The sequence below is a fragment of the Bradyrhizobium sp. genome (assembly GCF_052389815.1).
Lineage (GTDB): Bacteria > Pseudomonadota > Alphaproteobacteria > Rhizobiales > Xanthobacteraceae > Bradyrhizobium.
Window position 1 is genome coordinate 17,249 of sequence record NZ_JBQTHN010000038.1, and the last position, 25,790, is coordinate 43,038.

Consider the following 25,790-nt stretch of genomic DNA (forward strand, 5'->3'; position numbering starts at 1 on the left):
CGCGGCAATTTCGGGCAATTTTCGTGGGTTCTGGCGGAACCCGCCCCGAGGTGAAAGCGTCTCCCATATTCCGCGACTCGGCTGTTTGACGCGTTTTCTTGACGCGAACCGGTACCCATCCCGCATCAAGTGCGGGACAGGCTTCGCTTGAAAACGCTATGCGGCTAAGTTCCCGCCCTCGATGCGATTCCCCAACATGCTGGAGACACTGCAATGGTTATCACCGCCACGCACATCCCTGCCATCCTGGCCCTGCTCGCGGGCATCTTGATTCTCATCATGCCGCGGTTCCTGAACTTCGTCGTCGCCATCTACCTCATCGTCATCGGCCTGCACGGTCTCGGTGTATTCAAGTGGCTGCGGCTGTAACGCCGGAGCTACAGGTCGTGCTGGAAATGCACCCCGCGCGGCTTGCGCGGAACCCGCCAAAGTGGTGTAAGGCGCGCAAACTCCCATCCCTCTTTCGGATTCTGTAGGCCATGGCCAAAGCCGTCGCGAAGTCGAAGAAAATTGCAGCAAAATCAAAGCCATCTGCCCCGGTCCGGAAGGCGCCGGCGCCCGTCGCGCGGAAGGCATTGAAGAAGGCCCCGCCGAAGGTGGCGGCCAAGCCCGCCGCCAGGCCCGCAGCCACGGCCGCGAAGGCCGGCAAATGGGTCTATACTTTCGGTGACGGCAAGGCCGAGGGCAAGGCAGGCCTGAAAGACCTGCTCGGCGGCAAGGGCGCCAACCTCGCCGAAATGGCCAATCTCGGCCTGCCGGTGCCGCCCGGCTTCACCATCCCGACCTCGGTCTGCACCTATTTCTACGCCCACGGCAAAACATATCCGAAGGAATTGAAGACGCAGGTCGAGAAGGCGCTCGACTACGTCGGCAAGCTCACCGGAAAGGCATTCGGCGATTCCAGGAACCCGCTGCTGGTCTCGGTGCGCTCCGGCGCCCGCGCATCGATGCCGGGCATGATGGACACCGTGCTCAATCTCGGTCTCAACGACCGGACGGTGGAAGCGCTTGCCGAACTCTCCGGCGACCGCCGCTTCGCCTATGACAGCTACCGCCGCTTCATCACCATGTATTCGGACGTGGTGCTCGGCTTCGAGCATCATCACTTCGAGGACATTCTCGACACCTTCAAGGACAGCCAGGGCTACTCGCTCGACACCGACCTCACTGCCGACGACTGGGTCGAACTGGTCGGAAAGTACAAGGAAGCCGTGGCCCGCGAGACCGGCGCCGACTTCCCGCAGGATCCGCATGCGCAGCTGTGGGGCGCCATCGGTGCCGTATTTTCATCCTGGATGAACGCGCGTGCGGTGACCTATCGCAAGCTGCACGACATTCCGGAATCCTGGGGCACCGCCGTCAACGTCCAGGCCATGGTGTTCGGCAACATGGGCGACACGTCGGCAACGGGCGTCGCCTTCACTCGCAATCCCTCGACCGGCGAAAGCAAGCTCTACGGCGAATTCCTGATCAACGCGCAGGGCGAGGACGTCGTCGCCGGCATCCGCACGCCGCAGGACATCACCGAGGAGGCGCGCAAGGAGTCCGGCTCCGACAAGGCATCGATGGAACTCGCGATGCCCGACGCCTTCAAGGAGCTAACCCGCATCTACACGATGCTGGAGAAGCATTACCGCGACATGCAGGACATGGAGTTCACCGTCGAGCGCGGCAAGCTATGGATGCTGCAGACCCGCGGCGGCAAGCGCACCGCCAAGGCCGCGCTGCGCATCGCGGTCGAGCTCGCCAATGAAGGTTTGATCTCCAAGAAGGATGCGGTGACGCGGATCGATCCGGCCTCGCTCGATCAGCTCCTGCACCCGACCATCGATCCCGACGCCAAGCGCGACGTGATCGCCACCGGCCTGCCGGCGTCCCCGGGTGCTGCGTCCGGCGAGATCGTGTTCTCCTCGGATGAAGCCGCGAAACTGCAGGCCGACGGCCGCAAGGTCATCCTGGTCCGCATCGAGACTTCGCCGGAAGACATTCACGGCATGCACGCCGCCGAAGGCATTCTGACCACGCGCGGCGGAATGACCTCGCACGCCGCCGTGGTCGCGCGCGGCATGGGCAAGCCCTGCGTTTCCGGCTGCGGCGCCATCCGCGTCGATTACGGCCGCGGCACCATGGCGATCGGCTCGCGCACCTTCAAGGCCGGCGACGTCATCACCATCGACGGCACGGTGGGCCAGGTCCTGGCCGGCCGCATGCCGATGATCGAGCCGGAACTGTCCGGCGAGTTCGGTACGCTGATGGGCTGGGCCGACGAAGTCCGCAAGATCGGCGTGCGCGTCAACGGCGACACGCCCGACGATGCCCGCACCGCCATCAAGTTCGGTGCCGAGGGCATCGGCCTTTGCCGCACAGAGCACATGTTCTTCGAGGAGACCCGCATCCGCACCGTGCGCGAGATGATCCTCGCCGAGGACGAGCAGAGCCGCCGCGCCGCGCTGTCGAAACTGTTGCCGATGCAGCGCGCGGACTTCGTCGAGCTGTTCGAGATCATGAAGGGCCTGCCCGTCACGATCCGACTGCTCGATCCGCCCTTGCACGAGTTCCTGCCGCACACCCAGGCCGAGGTCGAGGAAGTGGCGCGGGCGATGAACACCGACCCGCGCAAGCTGGCCGATCGCGCCCGCGATCTCGCCGAGTTCAACCCGATGCTCGGCTTCCGCGGCTGCCGCATCGCGATCGCCTATCCGGAGATCGCCGAGATGCAGGCGCGCGCGATCTTCGAGGCTGCGGTCGAAGCAGGCAAGCGCACCGGCAAGCCCGTCGGGCTCGAGGTGATGGTGCCGCTGATCGCGACCAAGGCCGAGTTCGACCTGGTCAAGGCGCGCATCGACGCTACCGCCGCAGCGGTCGCCAAGGAAACCGGCAAGAAGCTGGACTATCAGGTCGGCACCATGATCGAGCTGCCGCGCGCCTGCTTGATGGCCGGTCAGATCGCAGAGACCGCCGAGTTCTTCTCCTTCGGCACCAACGACCTGACGCAGACCACCTACGGCATCAGCCGCGACGACGCCGCAAGCTTCCTGTCGACCTACGTCGCCAAGGGCATTCTGGAGATCGATCCCTTCATCTCGGTCGATCGCGACGGTGTCGGCGAGCTCGTCAAGATCGGTGTGCAGCGCGGGCGCAAGACGCGACCGAGCCTCAAGGTCGGCATCTGCGGCGAGCACGGCGGCGATCCCGCCTCGGTGGCGTTCTGCCACCAGATCGGGCTGAACTACGTCTCCTGCTCGCCCTATCGCGTGCCGATCGCGCGCCTTGCCGCCGCGCAAGCCGCGCTCGGCAAGGCGGTCGCGAGCCAGGCGTAAGTCTCTCCACCGTCATTGCGAGGAGCGAAAGCGACGAAGCAATCCATCTGTCCCCGCGAGGATGGATGGATTGCTTCGCTTCCGCCTTCGCTCTTGAGCTTCGGCGGACAGGTCGCTCGCAATGACGTGGATTGACCGTCCCGTATTGATACGGCCGGAAGTCTTTCTTCATCATTTCCGTTGACGGGATGTTTACCAGTTTCGTCGATGCCGCATTTACCAGCATCCTCGATGCTTCAGCGGAACTCTCCGCAACTGCTTGCCTGTATCGCGCACGCCACGCCGATTAACTCCGCGGCAACCTAAATTCGATACCAACAATTTTGGTCGAATTGCACGGATGTACTGCACATCGATCGCGTACCGAGTAAGCGTTGCGTGAGCGTACCATGTTTGGGTTGCGTACCCGGCCGAAGGACGTGCGTATTCATGCGTCCTTCGTGCTCGGCCTTTGCATCTTCGCGCTGATGCCGACGGAAGCCGGCTATCAGGACATTGGCTCACTGCTGGCCCGCCAATCCGGCGCGGCGGAACGCTGGCAGAAGCGCGTGTCATCCGCCGCCGCCAGGGTGCAGCTCGCCACATATAGCTTCGGTCGTCCGATCGGCACCTCGCGGCCGCAGCTGCCGAGCCATCATCTCGCGAGCCTCGACGTCAGGGACATCACCGGCTCGATCACGCGCAGCAATCCGCTGGTGGTGCCGCCGCCGCGCTATCTGGCCGCAGACTTCCCCAAGGTGGATCGCACCTTGAAAGGCGACCGGCTGGTCGTGCGCCCGCCTGCGCCTGCGGATTCCGCGCCTCCGGCCGACGCAAGACCGGAGGACCCCGCGACCTCCAACTCCTCGGTGAGGGGCGCAAAGACCGCAAGCTTGCCGCCGAAGTCCGACCAAGCCCCGCTCGATCCCGAATTGCAGGAGGCGCTCAACGCGCCGCCGCTGAAGCGGTACGACCTTTCGCTGTCGCTGGAGACGAGGCCGGCCGATGAGCCGAAGCGTTCCGGCGAAGTGCCGGCAGCGCTCGAGGCGAGCGCGCCGCGCGACGGCTTCAACGTCAAGACTTCGTCGCTGTTCTTCGGTACCTCGCTCGGCGCGCCCGGCAGCATCGAGCGTTGGCAGCCCGGCGAGGAGCCGACTATCGTGATGCCGGGCGCGGTCGCCGACCCCGACATGAAGATCATGGCCTCGCTTCCGGTCGACGCCGACGGCCCGGTGAAGATCGGCGAGGGCATCAGCTTTGCGCCGAAGGGCGAGGTCAACGCCGACAATCAGCGCGGCAAAACGCCGGCCGAGCGGCTTGGCCTGTTCGACGAAGGTTCGCGCGCCAAGTCGGAAAAGTGCCTTGCGGAGGCGATCTATTTCGAAGCCCGCGGCGAGGCCGTGCGCGGCCAGATCGCGGTGGCGCAGGTGATCCTCAATCGGGCCTTCTCCGGCAAGTATCCGGACAACGTGTGCGGCGTGGTCTACCAGAACAAGCACCGCTATCTCGCCTGCCAGTTCACCTTCGCCTGCGACCGGCATCCCGAGGTGATCCGCGAGCCCGACATGTGGGACCGTGCGCAGAAGATCGCCAAGGCGATGCTCGACGGCCGGCTCTGGCTGCCGGAAGTGGACCGCTCCACCCACTACCATGCCTATTGGGTACGTCCGTCCTGGGTCAGCGAGATGAAGCGGAACTGGAAGTTCGGCGTCCACACCTTCTATCGGCCGCGCAAATGGGGCGACGGCAGCGACGCGCCGAGCTGGGGCAGCCCGACGGAAACCGCGGCGATATCGGCGAAGCTCGCGGAAGAGGCCAAGAGCGAGGCCGAACTGAAAACGGCGCGGCGCTAATCTCTATCGCTTCGTCTCGATATCCAGCGCGACGTCGAAATTCGGCGCCGAATGGGTCAGCGCACCCGACGAAATGTAATCGACGCCGGTAGCGGCGATGTCCGCGATCGAGTCGAGCGTGACGCCGCCGGAGGCCTCGAGCACGACGCGGCCCTTGGCGATGCTCACGGCTTGCTTCAGCGTTGCGACTTCCATGTTGTCGAGCATCACGACGTCGGCCAGGCCGGTATCCAGAACCTCGCGGAGCTGATCGAGCGTGTCGACCTCGATTTCGATCCTGACGAGGTGCCCGGCATGGCTGCGCGCGCGCTCCAGCACCGCGCGGACGCCGCCTGCGACCGCAATGTGGTTGTCCTTGATCAAGATGGCGTCGTCGAGCCCGAAGCGGTGGTTGAACCCGCCGCCGCACCGCACCGCATATTTTTCCAGCGCCCGCAGGCCCGGCGTTGTCTTGCGGGTGCAGCAGATGCGCGTCCTGGTCCCTGCGGTGCGCTTCACATAGTCGGCCGTGAGGGTGGCGACGCCGGAGAGCCGGCCGACGAAGTTGAGGGCTGTCCGCTCGGCCGCCAGCACGCCGCGCGCGGAACCCGAGATGGTCAGAAGATGCTGGCCGGCGACGACGCTGCCGCCGTCCCGGGCATGCGCTTCGATGCGGATGTCGGGACCGAGCTTCTGCAATGTCGCCACCGCCAGCGGCAGGCCGGCGATCCGGCCGGGCCGGCGCGCGACCATCACGGCGCGCGCTGCGGTCGCTTCCGGAATGGTCGCGATCGAGGTGACGTCGCCGGCGCGGCCGAGATCTTCGTCGAGCGCGCGCACGACGGCTTCGTCGATCGCGAGCGGTGAGAGGAAGGCGTCGGGCTGAAGCAGGGAGGAGGGCGTCGTCATCGCATCGGCTCAAACGGTTTCAGGCTGGACGGCGCGCAAGGGCGCAGCAAGCAAGGCTGCCACCTCGCGCGCGGCCTTGATGGTCGTCATGGTGCGGCGAGCGATGGCCGGGCTCTCTGCCGGATGATCGGCGCGATAGTGCCCGCCGCGGCTTTCGCGCCGCGACCAGGCGGATGCGGCAACCAGCAGGGCGGCGGTCGCCATGTTGCGCAACGCGATGTTGCCGGCGCTGCGCTCGATATGGGCGAACATGCGCACCGCCCTGGCGAGATGCTCGCCCTCCCTGACGACGCCGACATGGGAAGCCATCGTCGTGCGCAGGCTGGATTCGATGACCCGCGGCATGAGGGCGTTCCGGGCGGCAACCGCAGTCAGTTTTCGCGCTGGCGGCGCGGCCCATTGCCCGCCGATGTCTTCGGCGATGCGCGCGGCATAGACCACGGCTTCCAGCAGGGAGTTCGAGGCGAGGCGGTTGGCGCCATGCGCGCCGGTCGCGGACACTTCGCCGCCGGCCCACAGGCCCTTCAGCGAGGTGCGACCGCTCGCATCCACGGCAATGCCACCCATGTGGTAGTGCGCGGCGGGTGCAATGGGGATCGGCTGTGTCGCGGGATCGATACCCGCATTGACGCAACTCGCATGGACTGTCGGGAACTTCTCCGCAAAGCGCGTACCGAGCGCTTTGCTCGCGTCGAGCAACGCGCCGCGGCCGGCGGCGATCTCGGCGAACACGGCGCGTGCAACGACGTCGCGCGGCGCGAGCTCGGCCAGCGGGTGCAGCTTCGCCATGAAGCGCTCGCCGGCCTTGTTGATCAGGATTGCGCCTTCGCCGCGCAGCGCTTCGGTGGCGAGCGGCGCCGGATCGCGGCCCACCATGATCGCAGTCGGGTGGAACTGGACGAATTCGGCATCGGCGACGACGGCCCCCGCGCGGGCGGCGATCGCAAGTCCAATGCCGCTCGCTTCAACCGGATTGGTCGTCACGGCATAAAGATGGCCGATTCCGCCGGTTGCCAGCACGATCGAGCGGGAGGCAACGACGGCCGGCGAGGCGAGCGGATCGGTTGCGTCGCGGATCTGCAAGCCGGTCACCGCGCCGCTTTCGGTCAGCAGGCTCTCCGCTGCAAAGCCCTCGATCACGCGGATCGACGGCGTCTTTCGCACCGCTTCGGTGAGGGCAGCGATGATCGCCGCTCCCGCCATGTCGCCGCGCACATGCACGATGCGCCGCGCCGAATGTGCCGCCTCGCGGCCGACCGCGAGCCGGCCCTCGAGGTCGCGATCGAAGGGCACGCCATAGCGCAGCAGGTCGTCGATACGCGCGGGAGCCTCGCGCGCCAGGGCGAGCGCGACGCGCTCATCGACCAGCCCTGCGCCCGCCGCAATGGTATCGGCCGCATGCGCTCCCGGGCTGTCGCCTTCGGCCACTGCCGCGGCGATGCCGCCTTGCGCCCAGGCGGTCGATGCGCCCAGGCCGAGCGGCGCCGCCGAAATCACGGTCACCGGGCGCGGCGCCAGCTTCAGCGCGCAGAACAATCCGGCGAGGCCGCCGCCGACGATGACGACGTCGCTTGTGATAGAGTCGTTGCGTTGGCTTGTCATGGCCTATCTTCCTTCGTCGTCCCTGCGAAAGCAGGGGCCCATACGCGCGGCTTATCCGTTGGAGCGATGGAGCGGTTATCTCGTGCAACAAGTGACATCAGTGGTTATGGGTCCCTGCTTTCGTAGGGACGACAGCGGCTTTAATTCCTGAGATTGATCATCCGCTCGACCGAGCGCCGCGCGCGCGCAGCGACCGCGGGATCGACCGTCACTTCCTCGCGCAGGTACACGAGGCTCTCCAGAATCTTCGCCAGCGTGATCCGCTTCATGTGCGGGCAGAGGTTGCAGGGCTGCACCATCTCGACATCGGGGAGCTCGGCGCGGAGGTTGTCCGCCATCGAGCATTCCGTGATCATCACCAGTCGCTTCGGGTGCTTCTCGCGCACCCACTTGATCATGTGGGCGGTAGAGCCGGTGAAGTCGGCTTCCGCCAGCACGTCCGGTGGGCACTCCGGATGCGCGATGATCTGCACCGAGGGATCCGCCTCGCGATAGGCGCGCAGCTCGTCGCCGGTGAAGCGCTCATGCACTTCGCACGCGCCCTTCCATGCGATGATCTTCACGTCGGTCTTCGAGGCGACATAGCGCGCCAGATATTGATCCGGCAGGAAGATCACGGTCGGCGCGCCGAGGCTTTCGACCACCTGGACGGCATTCGACGACGTGCAGCAGATGTCGACCTCCGCCTTCACGTCGGCGGAGGTGTTGACATAGGCGACCACGGGTACGCCGGGGAAACGTTGGCGCAAGAGCCGCACATCCGCACCGGTGATGCTGGCGGCGAGCGAGCAGCCGGCGCGCGAATCCGGGATCAGCACCGTCTTCTCCGGATTGAGTATCTTCGAGGTCTCCGCCATGAAGTGCACGCCGCATTGCACGATGGTGCCGGCCTTCGTCCGGCTGGCTTCGATGGCAAGCTGCAGCGAGTCGCCGACGATGTCGGCGACGCAATGGAAGATCTCCGGCGTCTGGTAGTTGTGCGCGAGGATCACCGCGCCGCGCTCGCGCTTCAGCTCGTTGATTGCCTTCACCTGCGGCGCCATCAGCGGCCACTCGACAGGCGAGATCACGTGCTTCACCCGTTCATAAAGGTGCGCGGTGGCGCGCTCCACCTCGCTCGTCCATTCCAGCGAGGGCAGCGGCAGCGCGTGTGCACGCTCGGCAGAACCCATTGCAGCCCGTTCGGGCACCGGGTTCTGCCGAGTGGCGTTTCCGAAGTCTTCGGGGCCGTAGAGTTCGGCGACTGGCATGGTGGGCCTCCTTGCTACTCTGAATATACTCTAAGTGAGTATATTAAGGCTTTGAGAAATCCGGCCACAAGCGGGCCGGTGCTCTCTTATACTCAATTAGAGTAAATCAAAAGATATCATGCCTCGGGGCGCTGCGCCAGAGGTCGCGCTCAACAAATCGGCGTGTGCGACCGCGCCAATTTGCATCGCTGCAATGCGCGGCGCTTTTTGGATACGCCGCCTCTGGGATTTTCATGCGGATGCATTAACTCCCCGCAATGTTCGCCGCCGGCTCGCCAGCGTGAGTCGCAAGAGCAGAGAAGGGAAATGCCCGATGTCCACGACCGCAGGTGATCTTCGTCCGGCCAGCACCGCCGCAAACTGGCGGACGCCGCTGGTGATCATCATCTGCGGCTGCATCATCGGACTTCTCAGCTTCGGCCCGCGCTCCAGCCTCGGCTTTTTCGTGCAGCCGATGAGCCGCGAATTCGCCTGGGGCCGCGACGTCTTCGGTCTGGCGCTGGCGCTGCAGAATCTTCTCTGGGGTCTCGGCCAGCCGATTGCCGGCGCCATCGCCGATCGCTTCGGCGTTTTCCGCGTGATCGCTGTTGGCGCGCTGCTCTATGCCGGCGGCCTGTTGCTTATGCGCTATTCCTCGACGCCGCTCTCTCTCGATATTGGCGCCGGCGTGCTGATCGGTTTCGGTCTGTCCGGATCGTCGTTCAACCTGGTGCTGTCGGCATTCAGCAAGTTGTTACCCGCGGAAAAGCGCGGCATTGCGCTCGGCGCCGGCACTGCGGCAGGATCGTTCGGCCAGTTCCTGTTCGCGCCGTTCGGCGTCGCGTTGATCGACAATTTCGGCTGGCAGGCCGCTCTCACGGTTTTTGCCGGGCTGATGCTGCTGATCGTGCCGCTGGCACTGGCGCTCGTGACGCCGCCTACGACCACGAGCAACACTCCATCCGCCGACGACCAGTCGTTCAAGACTGCGCTTGCGGAAGCGTTCGGCCATCGCTCCTATGTGCTGCTGGTGCTGGGCTTCTTCACCTGCGGCTTCCAGCTCGCCTTTATCACCGTGCATCTGCCGGCCTACCTGGTCGACCGCGGCATTCCCACGCAAACCGGCGGCTGGGTGCTGGCGGCCATCGGCCTTTTCAACATCATCGGCTCGCTCAGCGTCGGCTACGTGCAGAACTACATTCCCAAGCGCTACATCCTGTCGGCGATCTACTTCACGCGCGCGCTTTCGATCCTGGTCTTCATCTCGTTCCCGATCACCACCTTCTCGGCGATCGCCTTCGGCGCCATCTCGGGCCTGACCTGGCTCTCCACCGTGCCGCCGACCTCGGCGCTGGTGGCGCTGATGTTCGGCACGCGCTGGTTTGCCACGCTCTACGGCTTCGCCTTCGTCAGCCACCAGGTCGGCGGCTTCCTCGGCGTCTGGCTCGGCGGCATCGTGTTCGAGCAGACCGGCTCCTACACCTGGCTGTGGTGGCTCTCGATCCTGTTCGGCGTGCTCTCGGCGCTGATCAACCTGCCGATCGTGGAAAAACCGGTCGAACGCCCGGTTGCGCAAGCCGCCTGATCGGCTAAACATCCCCGGCAAAAATCTGTCGGGGAGAGTTTACCGTGGGAACGTTCAAGGCCATCCGGATCGACAAGGCGGAAAAAGGTACCACCGCCGCGCTGACGCAATTTGACGAAGCCGAACTGATGGAGGGCGATGTCACCGTCCGCGTCGAGTGGTCGACGCTCAATTACAAGGACGGCCTTGCGCTGACCGGCAAGGCGCCGGTGGTACGACGTTTCCCGATGATTGCCGGCATCGATTTCGCCGGCACCGTCGAGCAATCCTCGCATCCGCAATGGAAGGCCGGCGACAAGGTCGTCTGCAACGGCTGGGGCATGGGTGAGACCCATCTTGGCGCCTATGCGGAGAAGGCGCGCGTCAAGGGCGACTGGCTGGTCGCTCTGCCCTCGGGCCTATCGGCGCGCGACGCCATGGCGATCGGCACTGCCGGCTACACCGCGATGCTCTCGGTGCTTGCGCTGGAGAAGCACGGCCTCACGCCATCGAGCGGTCCCGTCGTGGTGACCGGCGCGGCGGGCGGCGTCGGCTCGGTGGCCATCGCCGTGCTGTCCAGGCTCGGCTATCACGTCATCGCTTCGACCGGCCGCATGTCGGAAACCGATTATCTCAAGGGCCTGGGCGCCGCCGAGATAATCGACCGCAACGAGCTCTCCGGGCCGGCCAAGCCGCTCGCAAAGGAGCGCTGGGCCGGCGGCGTCGACAGCGTCGGCTCCACGACGCTCGCCAACCTGCTTTCCATGACCAAATACGGCGGCGCCATTGCCGCCTGCGGTCTTGCCGCCGGCATGGACCTGCCGTCTTCGGTTGCGCCCTTCATTTTGCGCGGGGTGTGCCTTCTCGGCATCGATTCCGTGATGTGCCCGATCGAGCAGCGCAGGGTCGCCTGGAGCCGTCTGGCCACCGACTTGGACCGGGCAAAACTAGCTGAAATCACTCACGAAATTGGCCTTGGCGATGTCATGGGCGAGGGTGCGAAAATCCTTGCCGGCCAGGTTCGCGGACGAATCGTGGTAAAAATAGCCTAACGTTATTCAGACTTTGCCAACCAACCTGCTTCAATCTCGCCACGGTTGGTATGGTAAGCAGCGGGTAAAGAGACTTCTGCCCCGCCGCTCTGGTGAAGTTGGAGTTGGAAAATGTTTGCGCGTCTGGTGTTGGGAGCCGTTCTGGCCGGTGCAATGGTCGTCCCTGCGCTCGCCGGGATGATGACGGCGGATGAGGCGCGCAGGTTCGTCGCCGGCAAGATCTTCGCTTTCACCTGTGTCGATGGTACTCGCGGCGCCGGCCGCATCCTCGATGACTTGGGGGCTGCGGGGTCAGTCCAGTTCGCAGGCGCTGGCCCGGTCCGGCATGTCCGCCTGCCCGGGAACACGTTGCAGATCCGCGGCCAGTCGGTCTGCGCATCGCTCAAGGGCGTTCCCTTCCAGCCCTGCTTCAACCTCGACAAGCGCGATGATCGCAGCTTCCGCGGCTCGGTCTCCGGCATGGGCTTCGCCTATTGCGATTTCCACCATCGGGGCGGTCACCAGATGCTGATGGCGCGCTCGGTGGCGCGGCCGCGCTCGCTGCACGCCGCGCAGGCCCGCCCGGCCGATGCACGGGCGGAGGTTTCCGCCAGCGTTGCCACGCCCGCGGTGGAGAGTGCCAAGCTCGAGCCGGTGAAGCTGGAGGCAAAGCCCGAGCCGGCCAAGGCCGAGAGCGCGCCCGAGCTTCGCAGTTCGACCGATTGATCGCTGGCCCGCCTGCCGGACGTTGGCGCGGGATCGTAGTTGTACGGACCGGCGTCTTCATGCGTTGGTAGCAATCGCGCGGCAGCTTGGGTGCGGAGCCTCGCCGAGGCCGTAAGCTACGAGCGCGATCATGCCGCTATATTTTTTCCAGATCAGTCACGGCCGTTATGCCGGAACGTCCGATCAAGGTACGGAATTCGAGAGTCGGGATGCGGCCTGGCGCGAGATGACGCGGATCTGCTCGGACCTCCTGCGCGGCGTGTCCCGCAATCTGAAGCAGAACGGCGAGTGGCAGATGGTGCTGCTGGACGAGGCCAGGAAGCCGGTGTTCCGCATCCGCCTGGTCGCGGAATCCATCGGTTAGCAATCGCAAGCCGGCCCGCACAAAGACTGCGCAGCGGTGGCGGGCGTCTCAAACAACCCAAGATAATCGGTTCCTGATCTTGGCGTGCACGGCAGATGAATGGCACGCAAAAGCTGTTTGTTTTCAGCTATTTTCCGACCAATTTTCCGGTAGTTCTACGCAGCCGCCGTTAAGATTAACGTCGAACCTGCCGCCTACCATTTCCCCAAAGCGCTGACTGAGTGCGCTCGGTCCAACGAGGCCATCCGAAGGCATCGAGGGGATATGGAAATGCCAGCGATCAATGCGCCCGCGCAAGCCGGGACCATATTGAGTATTCGCAATCTTCTTGTCGCAGCGGTGGCGCTGTTGGCGCTCTTCGGCATTGGCCTCTCCGGATACGTCCTGCGCAATGCGAGCATGGTGCGCGCGACGGCCTCGGATGCGGCTTCGGTGAACGAGACGGCGGACCTGCTGCTGGAAAGCGCCGGTCAATGGGCCCGCGAGCGTGGCGCGACCAATCTGGCGCTCAACGCGGCCGATCCGGCGGCCGACGCCCAGAAGGCTTCGATCGCAAACTCCCGCAAGCTCGGCGACCAGCCGTTTGAGCAGGCGCTCATGCGCATGGCCGCGCGGCATTTCGCCAACAAGGACCAGATGATCGCCGGTGCGAAGCGTGCGCATGAGCAACTCGTGGCCCTTCGCGCGCGGGCGGATGCCGAGATCGCCAAACCGGCTGCCGCGCGCGACAAGGCCATCGTTTCGCAGTGGGCTCCGACCATCACTGCGCTCATCATCTCGAGCCAGGGTCTCCGCGTCGCCGCGGCGATGGAGGAAGACGACATCCAGTCCCGCCTGTCGAGCCTGCAGAATCTGAAACATTTTCTCTGGATCATGAGCGAGTATCTCGGCCGCGAGCGGGCCGCGGTGGCAGCGCTCGTGGCGTCCGGCAAGCCGATGAACTCGCAGGAAATCAGCAATCTGGCCAATTTCCGGGGGCGGCTGGAGGCTGCTTGGGACTACGTGCAGGCCTACGCCGCCAAATCGTCGGCGCCGGCAAGCGTGGTGACGGGCACCGAGCGCGTGCGCGAGAGCGTGTTCCGCCGCTTCGAGGAAACCCGCAAGGGCGTCTACGCGGCGGGACTTGGCGGCGGAAGTTATCCGGTCAACTCCGCCGAATGGTTCGGCCAGGCGACAAAGGCGATCGACGACGTGATCGCGCTCAGCACGCTCGCCAGCCAGGAAGCCGCGAAGATGGCCGAGTCTGCCCAGCTCAGCAGCCTGAATACGTTGCTGGTGAACGGCATCCTGCTGGCCTTCTCGATCCTTCTTGCCGCCGGTGCGCTCTGGATCGTCTTCAATCGCATCGTTCGGTCGGTCGGCCAGATGACCGGGGCCATGGACGAGATCGCCCGGGGCAATACGTCGATTGCCGTGCCCTGTGTCGACCGCCGCGACGAAATGGGCGCGATGGCGCGTGCATTGCTCGTCTTCAAGGAGAATGCGGAAAAAGTGCAGGCCATGCAGGCGGAGCGGGAGGCGCTGGAGAAGGCGGCGCAGGCCGAGAAGACCGCCGCCATGAACCGCCTCGCCGATGATTTCGAGGCCAGGGTCGGCGAGATCGTCGAGACGGTTTCCTCGGCTTCGACCGAGCTGGAAGCCTCCGCCAGGACGCTGACCGCGACGGCGGATCGCTCGCAGGAGCTGGCGACGACCGTGGCGGCCGCCTCCGAGGAAGCCTCGACCAACGTGCAATCGGTGGCGTCGGCGACCGAAGAGCTGAGCTCTTCCGTCAACGAGATCAGCCGGCAGGTGCAGGAATCGGCGCGGATGGCCGGTGAGGCCGTCGACCAGGCCCGCACCACCAACGATCGCGTCGGCGAGCTTTCAAAGGCGGCGGGCCGCATCGGCGACGTCGTCGAGTTGATCAACACCATAGCGGGCCAGACCAATCTGCTTGCGCTCAACGCCACCATCGAGGCCGCGCGCGCCGGCGAAGCGGGCCGCGGATTTGCAGTGGTCGCGTCCGAAGTGAAGGCGCTGGCCGAGCAGACGGCGAAGGCGACCGGCGAGATCAGCCAGCAGATCGCCGGCATCCAGGCGGCGACGCATGAGTCGGTGAACGCGATCAGGGAGATCAGCGGCACCATCGAGCGCCTGTCGGAAATCTCCTCGACGATCGCGGCGGCCGTCGAGGAGCAGGGCGCTGCGACACAGGAGATCTCCCGCAACGTGCAGCAGGCTGCGCAAGGCACCCAGCAGGTTTCGGCCAACATTACCGATGTCCAGCGCGGCGCGGGCGAGACCGGATCGGCCTCCTCGCAGGTGCTGTCGGCGGCGCAGATGCTGTCCGGCGACAGCAACCGCCTGAAGGTCGAGGTGACCAAGTTCGTCAATTCGGTTCGCGCCGCCTGAGCTATCGCAGCAATGCGGATTCGTCCTGGCCGCTGCTGTCGCTCCGCCAGAACCAGACCGAAATCGCGCGCGAGCGCCCGCGGATACGCGTTTCTTTCGGTCCGGTAAGAACTCCGGATTCGCGCAATGCCGATCCACTGCCGTCCTGACGCAGGAGATCGTCGCTTACCGCGAGTGCGGCGCCGTGTTTCGCGGCAACCTCCATCAGTCGGCTCGCCACGTTGACGTTGTCGCCGGTCGCAGTGATGTGCTGGTGGCTGTCGCCGCCGAGCCGCGAGGCGACGATCGGGCCGTAATGAGCGCCCACCTTGATGCCGATGCGCGATCCGATCGCCGGAGGTAGCGAGGCGATCCATTTCTCGTTGCGGTCGCAAAGGTCGACGCAGCAACGGGCGGCGTTGCGCGCGTCGTCGGGCCTGCTCTCGGGCAGGCCGAACAGGATCATCGCCCCGTCGCCCATGAAGCCGGTGATGAGGCCGCCATGGTCCTCGACGACGCGATCGATCAGCGTGTGGAAATCCGTGAGCAGGCGCTGCGTTGCGTCCAATCCCAGGGTCTCGCTGATCGCCGTAAAGCCGGACAGATCGATGAAGACGACGGCCGCGTCACGGTGGACCGGCACAAGCAAAAAATCCGGATCTCTGGTCAGCCATGTGCGAACGGCGGGCGCCTGAAACTGCTGCAACAGGTTGCTCTTCCTTCTGAAGTATTGTGCCTGCCGCCGGTTCAGCCAGAGTTGCATCGCGCCGAACAGGATGACGGGCGGTCCGGCCGCCGCGACCGGCAACGCGCCGCTGAGCCAGATGCCGCGCGAGAATGCCGCATAATTGGCGGCCGCCGCCATCAGCAGCACGGCCGCGATCAGCAGCAAGGCGATCGCGCTGCGCTGCCAGGCCAGCAGGACGACCAGCGCAACCGTGAGGCTCACCGCCAGGGCGGCATCGACGGCCCGGGTCGACCGGTCGCGCCTCAGTCCGTCACCGCTCATCAGATGGGCGATCGCCGTGGCGACGATCTCCACCCCCGGCGTGATGCGATCGAACGGGGTGGAGAAGGTGTCGCCGCCGCCGGTCAACGTCGCCCCGATGACGACGATGCGATCCTGAACGAGAGCGGGCGGAACCTCACCGTTCAGCAGCGAAACGGCGCTTACCGTCCGGATGGTGCTGCGTGGACCATAGAATCCGAGGGGCAGGACGTGATCGATGTCGGTCGATATGCGCTGCTTTCCAATCGACAATCCGTCGCGCCGGATGACCGGCTCCGCAGCCTCGGCCAGCCCCGCGACGCGTAACGGGAACGACAGCTCGACCTTGTCGCCGGTTCTGAACAGCATCGGGGCGCCGCGCGGCGTGCCCGAAGCATCCGTATTCAGATTGACCACGCCGCTCGCCGCATGGTCGGCGAATGTCCTGAGCGGCAGCAGGAATTTCTCCGCACGCGGCAGGCGCGACATCGCGCCGCCCGCGCTCGCGTCGACCGACTGGATCGCATCCGGGAACACGGCCGCCGCAGCGATCACGCTCGGTCGCCTCCCGAGCGCGCGCGCCAGCGCTGCGTCGCCGGCATCGTCGCCGCGATCGACCAACAGCAGGTCAAGTGCAATGACCCGGGGTTCGAAGCGCGCGACTTCTTCGACAAGGCGGGCAAGTTCGGTGCGCGGCAATGGGTAGCCGCCCTTCTTCGCGGCGGTATCGTCATCGATGGCGACGATCGTGAGGAGATCGGGCGCCGGCCTCTCGCCGCGGACGAGCAGGCGCAGATCGGTGAGGGCTCCCTCGGTGCGGTCGAGAAAACGAGTGTCGCCGTTGAGGTGTCCGAACCCGAGCGCAATCGCCCAGGCGAACGCAAGCACCAGTGCAACCAATGTCTGAAGTTTTCTGCCGGTCACGGCGGAGCGATTGCCAAGCTCATTGCCTCAGTCGCGCGAGCAGGGCGTCGACGCGCGGTTGCCCCCAACGCTTCACTTCAAGTGCGCCGGTGCCGGGATCGACGTCGACGCCTTCGCCGGGACCGAGCACGACCTGCCCGCCGGCGCCCCCGGGCCGCCGCACCGCGACCCGGCCGTTCAGCACCAGAACCGACGTCCGCGATTCCTGGGCGTCGACGGCCCATTTGGTGCCGCGTACCGCAGCGATCGCCTGGGGCGTGATGACCTGCAAGCGGCTCCTGGCTTTCTGCCTGGGCGCATCGACCAGCACGGCCTTGCTCTGGAGGTCGACGCCTTCGACCCCGCCCCCGCCATAGCTCTGCAGCGTGAATTTGGCGCCGTCCTCGGCAACGATGACGAGCCCGTCGCGGCAACGCAGCGTTTGCGCCGCGCCCGGCCGCTGCTCCGACGTGCAGCCCGCCGGTGCTTGCTGGGCGGTCGCACTGCGGACGCCGACCGTCGCACATAAGATGACGAGGCACGTCATCCAGGCGTGACCTCTCATGTGAAACTCCGCGAATATGCTCTGCTGACTATATAGGCACGAACACCGCTGTTGCAGATCGGAACTGTGGTCGCAAGATGTCTGGCGAGGGGCCGGCGCTAACATCGTGCGCCGACTGGATTATTTCATGACGCAAAATCGCGTGAACCCCGATTGACCGACTATGCCTGCTCTCCTTGCGCTGCGGCGGGGGCGGGCGGCGGTGCTTTCCGGAACAGGATGCGCTGGTAGAGCCAGCCGATCGCCACCAGCACGATGCCGAGGCCCATGAAGGACAGCGCCCGGTACACGCCGGTCAGCTCCGACATGTCGATCAGGAACGCCTTGCCGATGGTCAGCGCGATCACGACGGCGGAGGCGAGCCGCGCGCGCTGCGAGTTGAAGACGATGCCGGCGCCCAGCAGCGCGACGCCGAAGATGAGCCAGGCGATCGAATAGGTGTATTGCTCGGCGTCCGTGGTGGGTCCGGTCGAGAGAACCGGGCCGTGATAGAGCCGGCGGATTTCCAGCGTCACATAAGCGAGCGCGAGGCCGCGCGCGGCGCCGGCGATCGTGTTGGCATATTCGGACGGACGATGGCCCGCCACGGCATAGGACAACGACAGCGCCAGCAGCGCGGGCAGGGCGTAGCCGAGCAGCAGCAGATTGAAGATCGTGCCGCCGACGTCGATGTGCCAGAACAGCGGATTGTCCAGCATGAACAGGCCGAGCACGACGGCCGCACCCGCAAACAGCGTCAGCGCCACGGCGCCGAAATTGTGCACGATGCTGCCCGAGCGCAGATGCAGCCGCTCCAGCCCGATCGCCATCGCGAGCGCCACGCACACCTGCAGCGCGACCTCGGTAAGGCCCGCGCTCTGGCGGTAGACATCGCCGTTGTTGACGAAGTGGCGGATTTCCATGAAGGCGAGCAGCACGGTGAACAGGATCGCGGCAGCCTCCACCGCGCGCAGCGGCGGATCGTCGCCATTGCGGCGCAGGAAGTAGCCGCCGCCCCAGAAGCACAGTGCCGGAATGCCGTAGCCCCAGAGCAGCCAGTTGAAGATCGGCGTGGTGCCGACGGCGTCGCCGACGATGCGAGGCTCGTAGCCGATCCGCATCACGACGATGACGGCTAGGATCGCGGCCAGGTTGCGCAGAAAGGGGATCGGCCGCTGTAGCGAGATCCAGGCGGTGCCGAGCGACATCAGCGCCAGCGCAATGGTGAGCCAGCCTTTCTCCAGCGCAAAGGTCAGCGCCAGCGCCAGCGCGGCGAGCGTGGCGGTGGCGAACAGCGCAATTGCCGCCTGCAGTCCCGGCCGGTCCTCGCGCTTGCTTAAGGTTTCCGTCGCTGCGGCGAACGCAGCCGCAAGGATGACAGCCACGATCGCAAACGGGATCGAGCGGTCGAAATGCGCGATCCGTGCGTACAGCGCCACCAGCAATGCCAGCGGCGTGAACACCGCGGAAGCCGACCAGACGATCGGAATGGCGGGATTGCTCGAGCGGCCCTGCGCCAGGAAGCCGGTAACACCGAAGCCGGCGGCAAACACCGCGGCGGCGACGAGATGCAGCGAGACGGAACCGTCGGTGGCGGACGGGCCGATGCCGGGCAGCGCTCCGCCGGGCAGCACCAGCATGTCGGGGTTGGCGCGCACTGCCCATTCGGTGAACACGATGAAGACGAAGCCGGCCGCGACAGCAACTGCCGCGGTGGCGGATTCCGCGCGCCAGGCAACGAACAGCGTGCCGGCCACCAGCAGTCCGAATCCGATCATCGCGGGGTCGGCATGATGGCCGCTCAGCACGATGAGGGTTGCACCAAACAGATAGACGGCAAGCGAGCTCGAGGAGAACGGCTCGATCTGGCCTTCCTCTGCTGCGGGTCCGAACATGAAGCCGCAGACGACCAGCAGCGCGGCGAGCACGAATCCGGTGATGACCTGGAACAGGTGTGGACCGATGGTCGACGGGCCCAGGCCAGGGAATGTCCAGAGCAAGGCGAAGACGAGGGTGGCGACGGCGAGCCAGCGCCACAGCCGCACCCGCGCCAGCCCGAACGCCGCAGCGGTGACGATGGCGAGATAAATGTAGAGCGCCCAGTAGTCCGGTTTGTCCGACGAAACCAGGACCGGTGTGACGAACGCGCCGACGACGCCGAGCCCGGCCAGCGCCGGCCCGTGCAGCAGCGCAGCCGCGAGCGTGCCTAGCGCGACCAGACCGAGCAGGATGAAGGCGGTGGCGGGCACGAGGAAGCCGTAGAGCGCATAGGCCGCATAGACGGTGGCGAAGGCAACCGCCGTGCCTGCCGCGGTGAGGATCGCCGGAATGTTGGCGATCGGCAGTGCGGCGATCTGCGAGATGCTCTCCTTGCGGCGGGTCCATTCGCCGGCGGCGAGCAGCGCCAAGGCGAACAGGCCGCCGAGGATGGTGCGCACGCCGGGGCCGAGCAGGCCGGCCTCGATGGAATAGCGCACCATGAAGAAGCCGCCGAGCGCCAGCGTCAATCCGCCGACCCAGACCACCCAGCGCGTGCCGATGCGTTCCTCGAAGCCCGGCTGGTCTTCCGGCAGCGGTGGGGGAGCCATCTCGGCGCCGGCTGCTTGTGGTGCGGGTTGCGGCGTCGGCTCCGGCGCAATCGGCGGCGCGGCCTCTGCGGTCGTGGATATGGTCTCCGTTGCGGAAGGCGCAGCCTGCGGCGGCAGTGGCGGCGGCGCGACAGCTGGTGCTGCCATAGTTCGCGCCGCTTCCAGCGCCTGAATGCGCGCGTGCAGCGCGGCCATCTGGCTGTATGACTTGAACGCCACGATCACCGCGACGATAGCAATCACCAATGCGATGAGTTCCAAGATCAAATCTCCCCCAGCCCGATGGGCCTGTCGCCTCTGACCTTTCTAGCGGCGTGCGCGCACGCCAAGACCCGGCGCGGGCCGTTCCTGCAGCACCTCGCGGCGGAAGCGGAACAAGGCGGCCGGCCGGCCGCCGGTCTGTGTCGACATGACCCCGGTCGGTTCGACCAGCGCGGTGCTCTCGACCAGGCGGCGAAAATTCTGCTTGTGCAGGTGGCGGCCCGAGATGGCCTCGACCGTACGCTGCAATTCAGTGAGTGTGAACTCGTTGGGTAAAAGTTCAAAGACCACCGGGCGGTATTTCAGCTTTGCCCGCAATCTTGCGATGGCGGTGGCGAGGATGCGCCGGTGATCGAAGTGCATGGCGACGCCCAGCGCGGGCAGGGCCTTGCGCGACAGAGCCGCCGCACGGCCGTCGCGCCTGGCTTCCTCCACGAGGCCAGCCTCGTAGAGCAGCTCGTAGCGGTCGAGCACGCGCTCCTCGTCCCATTGCGAACCGTCGCAGCCGAAATTGAGCCGCACGCGGTCCTTGCGCGAGAGCGCGCGCGCCGCTTCCGCCTCGGCCGGTTGCGCGGCCCAGCGGGTGAGTTCGGGCAGAATATCGCGCTCGATCATGGCGGGCTTCCCGGTGCGCCAGTCTTCCCACGGGAAGTAGCGATACCAGGGCTCGAAATGCGCGCCGGGCGCGCGCTGGGCGTTGTCGGCCATGCGGGTCAGCGCGAGATAGCCGATAGAGGCGACGTGGACGTCGGTGTCGCCGGGCCCGGTGTGCCGGCCGCGGTCGCCGAAGGTGTAGAGCTGCTCGACATAGCCGAGGCGAAGCCCTGCCTGTTCCTGCACCCAGGCGCGCAGCCCGATCTCGAAGGTGCGGTGCTTGACCGCGTCGAACGGGCCGAACGGCAGCCCTGCGAGATCGTCCGGCGCCCCGCCCGAGGCGATCAGGATCGTCGGCTCGCTGCCTTCGATCGCGACGATTGCCGCGGTCAGCCCTATCTCGATCGGCGTCAGAAGCTTGTCGCTCATCCGGCGTCGGTTTCTTCCCTCAATCGAGATCGATGCGGAAAGGCCGGCCCTCGGCCATGATGCTTCCGGGGCCCATCTCGTCGAGCGCGCGCAGCATGCGCCCGTCGCGCCCGAGCAGCCTGTCGGCGAGGCTGACGATCAGCCGGTTCGGCGACGCGATCGGCGAGGCGGCACGGATGGCCCGAGCGATCGCGACCTCGTCCTTTTGCGGATTGAGCAGGCACGCCGCGGCGAAGGCGCTCGCGGTGGAGCGGCTGATGCCGGCATAGCAATGCACCACCATCGGCGCTGCACGGTCCCAGTCGCGGACGAAGGCCAGCACCTTCTCGACATGGGCCTCGCAGGGCGCATTGAAGCCGTCCACGTGCTCGGTGATGTCGTCCATCGACACCTTGAGATGATTGGCCGGCAGCACCGAGACCGGGCGTGCCACCTGCTCGACATTGGCCATCACGGTGAGCACGTGGCTCGCGCCGGTGGAGCGCACGGTTTCCGGCAGGGCGGCGAGCGAACAGACGTGAAGCATGGCGTTCCCTGTTTTTCCCGAACTATAAGGCCCGTCGCGGGGTGGAGAAAGCAGTCATAGGCCGGATATTCACTTGTGAAGGCCGGCAAACCGCGCCAGGAACTGCTTTTCCGCCCTGGCGGCGGTCCATGGCGTCAAATACTCGCGCTCGGTGGTTGCGGGCAGGCCGGGGTCGCGGCCGAACAGGCGGCGGGCCTCGGCTTCGGAAAAGCCGGCAAGCCGCGTCGCCTCCAGATATGCCGCGCCGTGGTCGGCGGCCTTGATCGCCTGCGTGATCTCGTCGGCGAGCGCGGCCGGCAGCCCGAAGCGGATGTGGATCGCCGACAGCAGCCGCCGCTCCACCACCTTGTAGTCGCCGCCGATCACCGCCTTGAACGGCGAGATCATGTCGCCGATGACGTATTCGGGCGCATCGTGCAGGAGCGCGGCGAGGCGAAATCGCGCATCGACGCGCGGCATCTGCTTGCGCATCACGCATTCGACCAAAAGCGTGTGCTGCGCTACCGAGAAGATGTGCGCGCCGGAGGTCTGGCCGTTCCAGCGTGCCACTCGGGCCAGGCCATGGGCGATGTCGGCGATCTCGATGTCGAGCGGCGAGGGATCCAGCAGGTCGAGCCTGCGGCCCGACAGCATCCGCTGCCAGGCGCGATCCTGTATTGCCGACCGCTTCTTCATTTCGCCTTGAGGCGCGGTGAGCGCGGCTTGTGGCCGCAGGTTTCGTGACAGAAGCAGGTGACGAGATGATCGTTGACCATGCCGGTCGCCTGCATGAAGGCGTAGACGATGGTGGGGCCGACGAACTTGAAGCCGCGCGAGGAAAGCTCCTTGGAGACCTGCACCGACACCGGCGTGGACGCCGGCACGCTCGCGATGGTCTTGAACCGGTTCACCTTCGGCCTGCCGTCGACGAAGTCCCACAGCAGCTTCGAGAAGCCCGGGCCCTTCTCCATGATGTCGAGATACGACCTGGCGCTGGCAATCGCGCCTTCGATCTTGGCGCGGTTGCGCACGATGCCGGCGTCGTTCATCAGCGCGTGGATCTTCTTCGCGTTGTAGCGCGCGATCTTCTCGGGTTGGAAATCGTCGAAGACGCGGCGGAAATTATCGCGCTTGCGCAGGATGGTGATCCAGGACAGGCCGGCCTGAAAGCCGTCGAGGATCAGCTTTTCATACAGCGCGCGGTCGTCATATTCGGGCACGCCCCACTCGGTGTCGTGATAGCCGACATAGAGCGGGTCTTCGCCCGGCCAGGGGCAGCGCGTCTTGCCGTCGGGATGCAGACGTGCGGCAGATCTACTCATGGCAATGCGCTCATGCGACGGTCTGCTTCGGCGGGGGCTGCAATTCACCGGGCTCGGCGATGCGAATGGGAAGGCCGCCCGCGGTGAGCTGGACGCCTGCCTCGAGCGCATCGCTGACGCGGTCGGTGCGGATCAGCGCCAGCCCGTGCTTGCCCGCGGTTGAGCCCATGGTGCCGACCTGCTTGTCGCCGGCGAGGATCGGCTGGCCCGGCTCCGGCGAGAATTCGTCGAGAATGATTTTGACCGTGCGCGTGCGCGCGGTGCCGCGATGCTGCATCCGCGACACCACTTCCTGGCCGACATAGCAACCCTTGTCGAAATCGACGCCGCCCAGGCGGTCCATGTTGGTCTCGTGCGGAAAGGCGTCGCCGTACATGAAGTCGAGCCCGCCGCGCGGCGCGCCCGAGACGATGCGGTGGGCTTCGTATTCCCCGTCATCGACGAGCCCGGCGCCGATCACGTCGGCCACTTTCTGCTTCAGCTCTTCCGGGATCAGGATGCGCCAGCCGAGCGCGGCGTTGCGCGGGTCGGCAAAGCAAAGATCCGGCTTCATCGCGGGCTCGCCTTCCCAGGCCGCCAGCACGCCCATGGTGTCGGAGAGGTTCTCAACCGCGACCTTGGCGCGCAGCTTGTAGAATTTGAGCTTGTCGGCGAGGCCCTGCGCCAGGGCGCGCGAGACGTCGAGCAGGAAGCCGCCGCCATGGCCCGAAGGCGCCTCGGTGATGAGGAAATCCACGACGATCTTGCCCTGCGGCGTCAGCAGCGCGCCGAAGCGCGAGAGGCCGGGACGAACCTGGTTGACGTCGGTCGTGACCAGGCCGTTGAGGAAGCTGCGGGCATCCTCGCCGCTCACCTTGACGACGCCGCGATCGGGCAAAAACGCTGCTTTCATACCCTCGATTGCTCTCTTTCAAGTTCCTTTGGGAAAGGCCCCGGGCCAATATCCCCTGCGAAGTTAAGGCGCTAGAGTACGCCGAACAAGGCCCGCGCGACAGGCAAAGCGGACCGATGAGGACCGATGAATCAGCGTTTTGACACCATTCTAAAATCCGGCACCGTGGTCAATCAGGACGGCGAGGGCGTCCGCGATATCGGTATCACGAGGGGCCGCATCGCCGCGATCGGCGGGCTCAACACGGATTCGGCCGACGAGGTGATCGATTGCAGGGGGTTGCATATCCTGCCCGGCGTTGTCGACACGCAGGTGCATTTCCGCGAGCCCGGGCTGACCCACAAGGAGGATCTGGAGACCGGCTCGCGAAGTGCCGTGATGGGCGGCGTTACCGCCGTGTTCGAGATGCCGAACACCAATCCGCTGACCGTTACCGAGGAAGCGTTCACCGCCAAGGTCGAGGCCGGCCGGCATCGCATGCACTGCGATTTCGCCTTCTTCATCGGCGGCACCCGGGAGAACGTCAACCATCTGCCGGAGCTGGAGCGCGCCGAGGGTTGCGCCGGGGTCAAGGTGTTCATCGGCTCGTCGACCGGCTCGCTGCTGGTCGAGGACGACGAGAGCCTGCGCCGCATCTTCCAGGTGATCCGCCGCCGCGCCGCCTTCCACGCCGAAGACGAGTACCGGCTCAACGACCGCAAGCCTCATCGCATCGAGGGCGATCCGCGCTCGCATCCGGTGTGGCGCGACGAGACCGCGGCGCTGCTGGCGACGCAACGCCTGGTCAATCTCGCGCGCGAGACCGGCAAACGCATCCACGTGCTGCACATCTCGACCAAGCAGGAGATCGAGTACCTGCGCGACCACAAGGACGTCGCCACCTGCGAGGCGACGCCGCACCACCTCACCATGGCGGCGCCGGAATGCTACGAGCGGCTCGGCACGCTGGCGCAGATGAACCCGCCGGTGCGCTCGGCCGATCATCGCGAGGGCATCTGGGTGGGCATCGAGCAGGGCATCATCGACGTGCTCGGGTCCGACCACGCGCCGCATACGCTTGAAGAAAAGCAGAAGACCTATCCGGCCTCTCCCTCGGGCATGACCGGCGTGCAGACGCTGGTGCCCTTGATGCTCGATCACGTCAATGCCGGCCGGCTGACGCTGGCGCGCTTCGTGGATCTCACCAGCGCCGGCCCCGCGCGGCTCTTCAACATCGCCTGCAAGGGCCGCATCGCAGCCGGCTACGACGCCGACCTCACCGTGGTCGACATGAAGCGCAGCGAGACCATCACCAACGCGTGGATCGCCTCGAAGGCCGGCTGGACGCCGTATGACGGCGTGCGCGTCACCGGCTGGCCGGTCGGGACGTTCGTGCGCGGCAAGCGCGTGATGTGGCAGGGTGAGGTGGTCGCGCCGTCGACCGGCGAGCCGGTGCGGTTTCTGGAGACGTTGAAGGCGTAACCGCGCCGTCATTGCGAGCGAAACGAAGTTGTGTAGGTGGGCAAAGGCGCTCTTGCGCCGTGCCCACCATTCACGATGTGCCCGGCAAGGTGGGCACGCTTCCGCCTTCGCTCTTCGAGCTACGGCGGACAAGTCGCTTTGCCCACCCTACGGATTTCGCTCGCAATGGCGGTGAAGAGGACATGCGCTCTCATTCCCGCGACTCGTTTTTGTCCGGGTTCTGCAATTTCGTTTGCTCCCTCTTTGAAAAGAGGGCGCGGAGAAGGCCGGGCGCCGGCTGCGCCCGCAGCACCGTGTGCAACGGTAGTAAGAAAACGCACACGGATTTGACAGGTACAGCCAGGACATCCCGACCTTCCCCGCGCAATGGTTTG

The 25,790-nt window shown here is 65.9% G+C and carries 21 protein-coding genes; 9 read left to right on the forward strand and 12 right to left on the reverse strand.

The annotated features are described in order from the left end of the window. Positions 1 to 213: 213 nt before the first annotated feature. The 3 genes from ACT4OC_RS08365 (at position 214) to ACT4OC_RS08375 (ending at position 5,152) form a co-directional block, all read left to right on the forward strand. Positions 214 to 369, forward strand: a complete 156-nt coding sequence (locus ACT4OC_RS08365) for a DUF3096 domain-containing protein (RefSeq protein ID WP_444838500.1) — start codon at positions 214 to 216, stop codon at positions 367 to 369. A gap of 110 nt (positions 370 to 479) precedes the next feature. Further along, positions 480 to 3,320 carry a pyruvate, phosphate dikinase gene (gene ppdK, locus ACT4OC_RS08370; RefSeq protein ID WP_444838501.1) on the forward strand — a complete coding sequence of 947 codons (2,841 nt, stop codon included), beginning with the start codon at positions 480 to 482 and terminating at the stop codon, positions 3,318 to 3,320. 389 nt (positions 3,321 to 3,709) lie between these two features. After that, on the forward strand, positions 3,710 to 5,152 hold the full coding sequence (locus ACT4OC_RS08375) for a cell wall hydrolase (protein WP_444838502.1): 1,443 nt from the start codon (positions 3,710 to 3,712) through the stop codon (positions 5,150 to 5,152). A 3-nt stretch (positions 5,153 to 5,155) separates the two neighbouring features. Here ACT4OC_RS08375 and nadC read toward each other — a convergent pair whose 3' ends face one another. From nadC to nadA, 3 genes are all read right to left on the reverse strand, one after another. Further along, entirely contained in the window at positions 5,156 to 6,040 is an 885-nt protein-coding gene (gene nadC / locus ACT4OC_RS08380) for a carboxylating nicotinate-nucleotide diphosphorylase (protein WP_444838503.1), read from the reverse strand. A gap of 9 nt (positions 6,041 to 6,049) precedes the next feature. Next, positions 6,050 to 7,642 carry an L-aspartate oxidase gene (locus ACT4OC_RS08385; protein ID WP_444838504.1) on the reverse strand — a complete coding sequence of 531 codons (1,593 nt, stop codon included), beginning with the start codon at positions 7,640 to 7,642 and terminating at the stop codon, positions 6,050 to 6,052. Positions 7,643 to 7,782: 140 nt separating this feature from the next. Beyond that, positions 7,783 to 8,892: a quinolinate synthase NadA gene (nadA, locus tag ACT4OC_RS08390; protein WP_444838505.1), complete on the reverse strand. Its 1,110-nt coding sequence runs from the start codon at positions 8,890 to 8,892 to the stop codon at positions 7,783 to 7,785. A gap of 313 nt (positions 8,893 to 9,205) precedes the next feature. Here nadA and ACT4OC_RS08395 point away from each other — a divergent pair, with 313 nt between their 5' ends. From ACT4OC_RS08395 to ACT4OC_RS08415, 5 genes are all read left to right on the forward strand, one after another. Then, positions 9,206 to 10,456, forward strand: coding sequence for an MFS transporter (locus tag ACT4OC_RS08395; RefSeq protein ID WP_444838506.1), 1,251 nt, complete (start codon positions 9,206 to 9,208; stop codon positions 10,454 to 10,456). Between the two features lie 44 nt (positions 10,457 to 10,500). Next, entirely contained in the window at positions 10,501 to 11,487 is a 987-nt protein-coding gene (gene acuI, locus ACT4OC_RS08400; protein WP_444838507.1) for an acrylyl-CoA reductase (NADPH), read from the forward strand. A 111-nt stretch (positions 11,488 to 11,598) separates the two neighbouring features. Next, positions 11,599 to 12,192 (forward strand): hypothetical protein, encoded by a 594-nt coding sequence (locus ACT4OC_RS08405; RefSeq protein WP_444838508.1) that lies wholly within the window; start codon positions 11,599 to 11,601, stop codon positions 12,190 to 12,192. Positions 12,193 to 12,322: 130 nt separating this feature from the next. Next, positions 12,323 to 12,556: a DUF6894 family protein gene (locus ACT4OC_RS08410; protein ID WP_444838509.1), complete on the forward strand. Its 234-nt coding sequence runs from the start codon at positions 12,323 to 12,325 to the stop codon at positions 12,554 to 12,556. Positions 12,557 to 12,826: 270 nt separating this feature from the next. After that, entirely contained in the window at positions 12,827 to 14,950 is a 2,124-nt protein-coding gene (locus tag ACT4OC_RS08415) for a methyl-accepting chemotaxis protein (protein WP_444838510.1), read from the forward strand. A 1-nt stretch (position 14,951) separates the two neighbouring features. On the opposite strand, the gene ACT4OC_RS08420 is transcribed toward ACT4OC_RS08415, so the two are convergent. The 8 genes from ACT4OC_RS08420 to ygfZ all read right to left on the reverse strand — a co-directional run bounded on the left by ACT4OC_RS08420 (position 14,952) and on the right by ygfZ (position 23,955). Continuing rightward, positions 14,952 to 16,841 carry a CHASE2 domain-containing protein gene (locus ACT4OC_RS08420; protein WP_444838511.1) on the reverse strand — a complete coding sequence of 630 codons (1,890 nt, stop codon included), beginning with the start codon at positions 16,839 to 16,841 and terminating at the stop codon, positions 14,952 to 14,954. Between the two features lie 19 nt (positions 16,842 to 16,860). Then, a complete protein-coding gene (locus ACT4OC_RS08425) occupies positions 16,861 to 17,385 on the reverse strand; it encodes a FecR domain-containing protein (RefSeq protein WP_444838512.1) in 525 nt (174 codons plus the stop codon). Between the two features lie 161 nt (positions 17,386 to 17,546). After that, positions 17,547 to 20,213 (reverse strand): DUF2339 domain-containing protein, encoded by a 2,667-nt coding sequence (locus ACT4OC_RS08430; RefSeq protein ID WP_444838513.1) that lies wholly within the window; start codon positions 20,211 to 20,213, stop codon positions 17,547 to 17,549. A 45-nt stretch (positions 20,214 to 20,258) separates the two neighbouring features. After that, positions 20,259 to 21,236, reverse strand: a complete 978-nt coding sequence (locus ACT4OC_RS08435) for an NUDIX hydrolase (protein WP_444838514.1) — start codon at positions 21,234 to 21,236, stop codon at positions 20,259 to 20,261. 19 nt (positions 21,237 to 21,255) lie between these two features. Next, positions 21,256 to 21,762 carry a tyrosine phosphatase family protein gene (locus ACT4OC_RS08440; protein WP_444838515.1) on the reverse strand — a complete coding sequence of 169 codons (507 nt, stop codon included), beginning with the start codon at positions 21,760 to 21,762 and terminating at the stop codon, positions 21,256 to 21,258. Positions 21,763 to 21,831: 69 nt separating this feature from the next. After that, positions 21,832 to 22,437, reverse strand: a complete 606-nt coding sequence (locus ACT4OC_RS08445; RefSeq protein WP_444838516.1) for a YfbR-like 5'-deoxynucleotidase — start codon at positions 22,435 to 22,437, stop codon at positions 21,832 to 21,834. Continuing rightward, a complete protein-coding gene (locus ACT4OC_RS08450; RefSeq protein WP_444838517.1) occupies positions 22,434 to 23,063 on the reverse strand; it encodes a DNA-3-methyladenine glycosylase I in 630 nt (209 codons plus the stop codon). The genes ACT4OC_RS08445 and ACT4OC_RS08450 overlap by 4 nt, the downstream gene beginning before the upstream one ends. Before the next feature lie 10 nt (positions 23,064 to 23,073). Further along, on the reverse strand, positions 23,074 to 23,955 hold the full coding sequence (gene ygfZ / locus ACT4OC_RS08455) for a CAF17-like 4Fe-4S cluster assembly/insertion protein YgfZ (RefSeq protein WP_444838518.1): 882 nt from the start codon (positions 23,953 to 23,955) through the stop codon (positions 23,074 to 23,076). 126 nt (positions 23,956 to 24,081) lie between these two features. On the opposite strand from ygfZ, the gene ACT4OC_RS08460 reads away from it, so the two are divergent. After that, entirely contained in the window at positions 24,082 to 25,416 is a 1,335-nt protein-coding gene (locus ACT4OC_RS08460; protein WP_444838519.1) for a dihydroorotase, read from the forward strand. Positions 25,417 to 25,606: 190 nt separating this feature from the next. Here ACT4OC_RS08460 and ACT4OC_RS08465 read toward each other — a convergent pair. Then, positions 25,607 to 25,790 (reverse strand): hypothetical protein (locus ACT4OC_RS08465; RefSeq protein ID WP_444838520.1); only part of this gene is annotated, 184 nt, incomplete at its 5' end.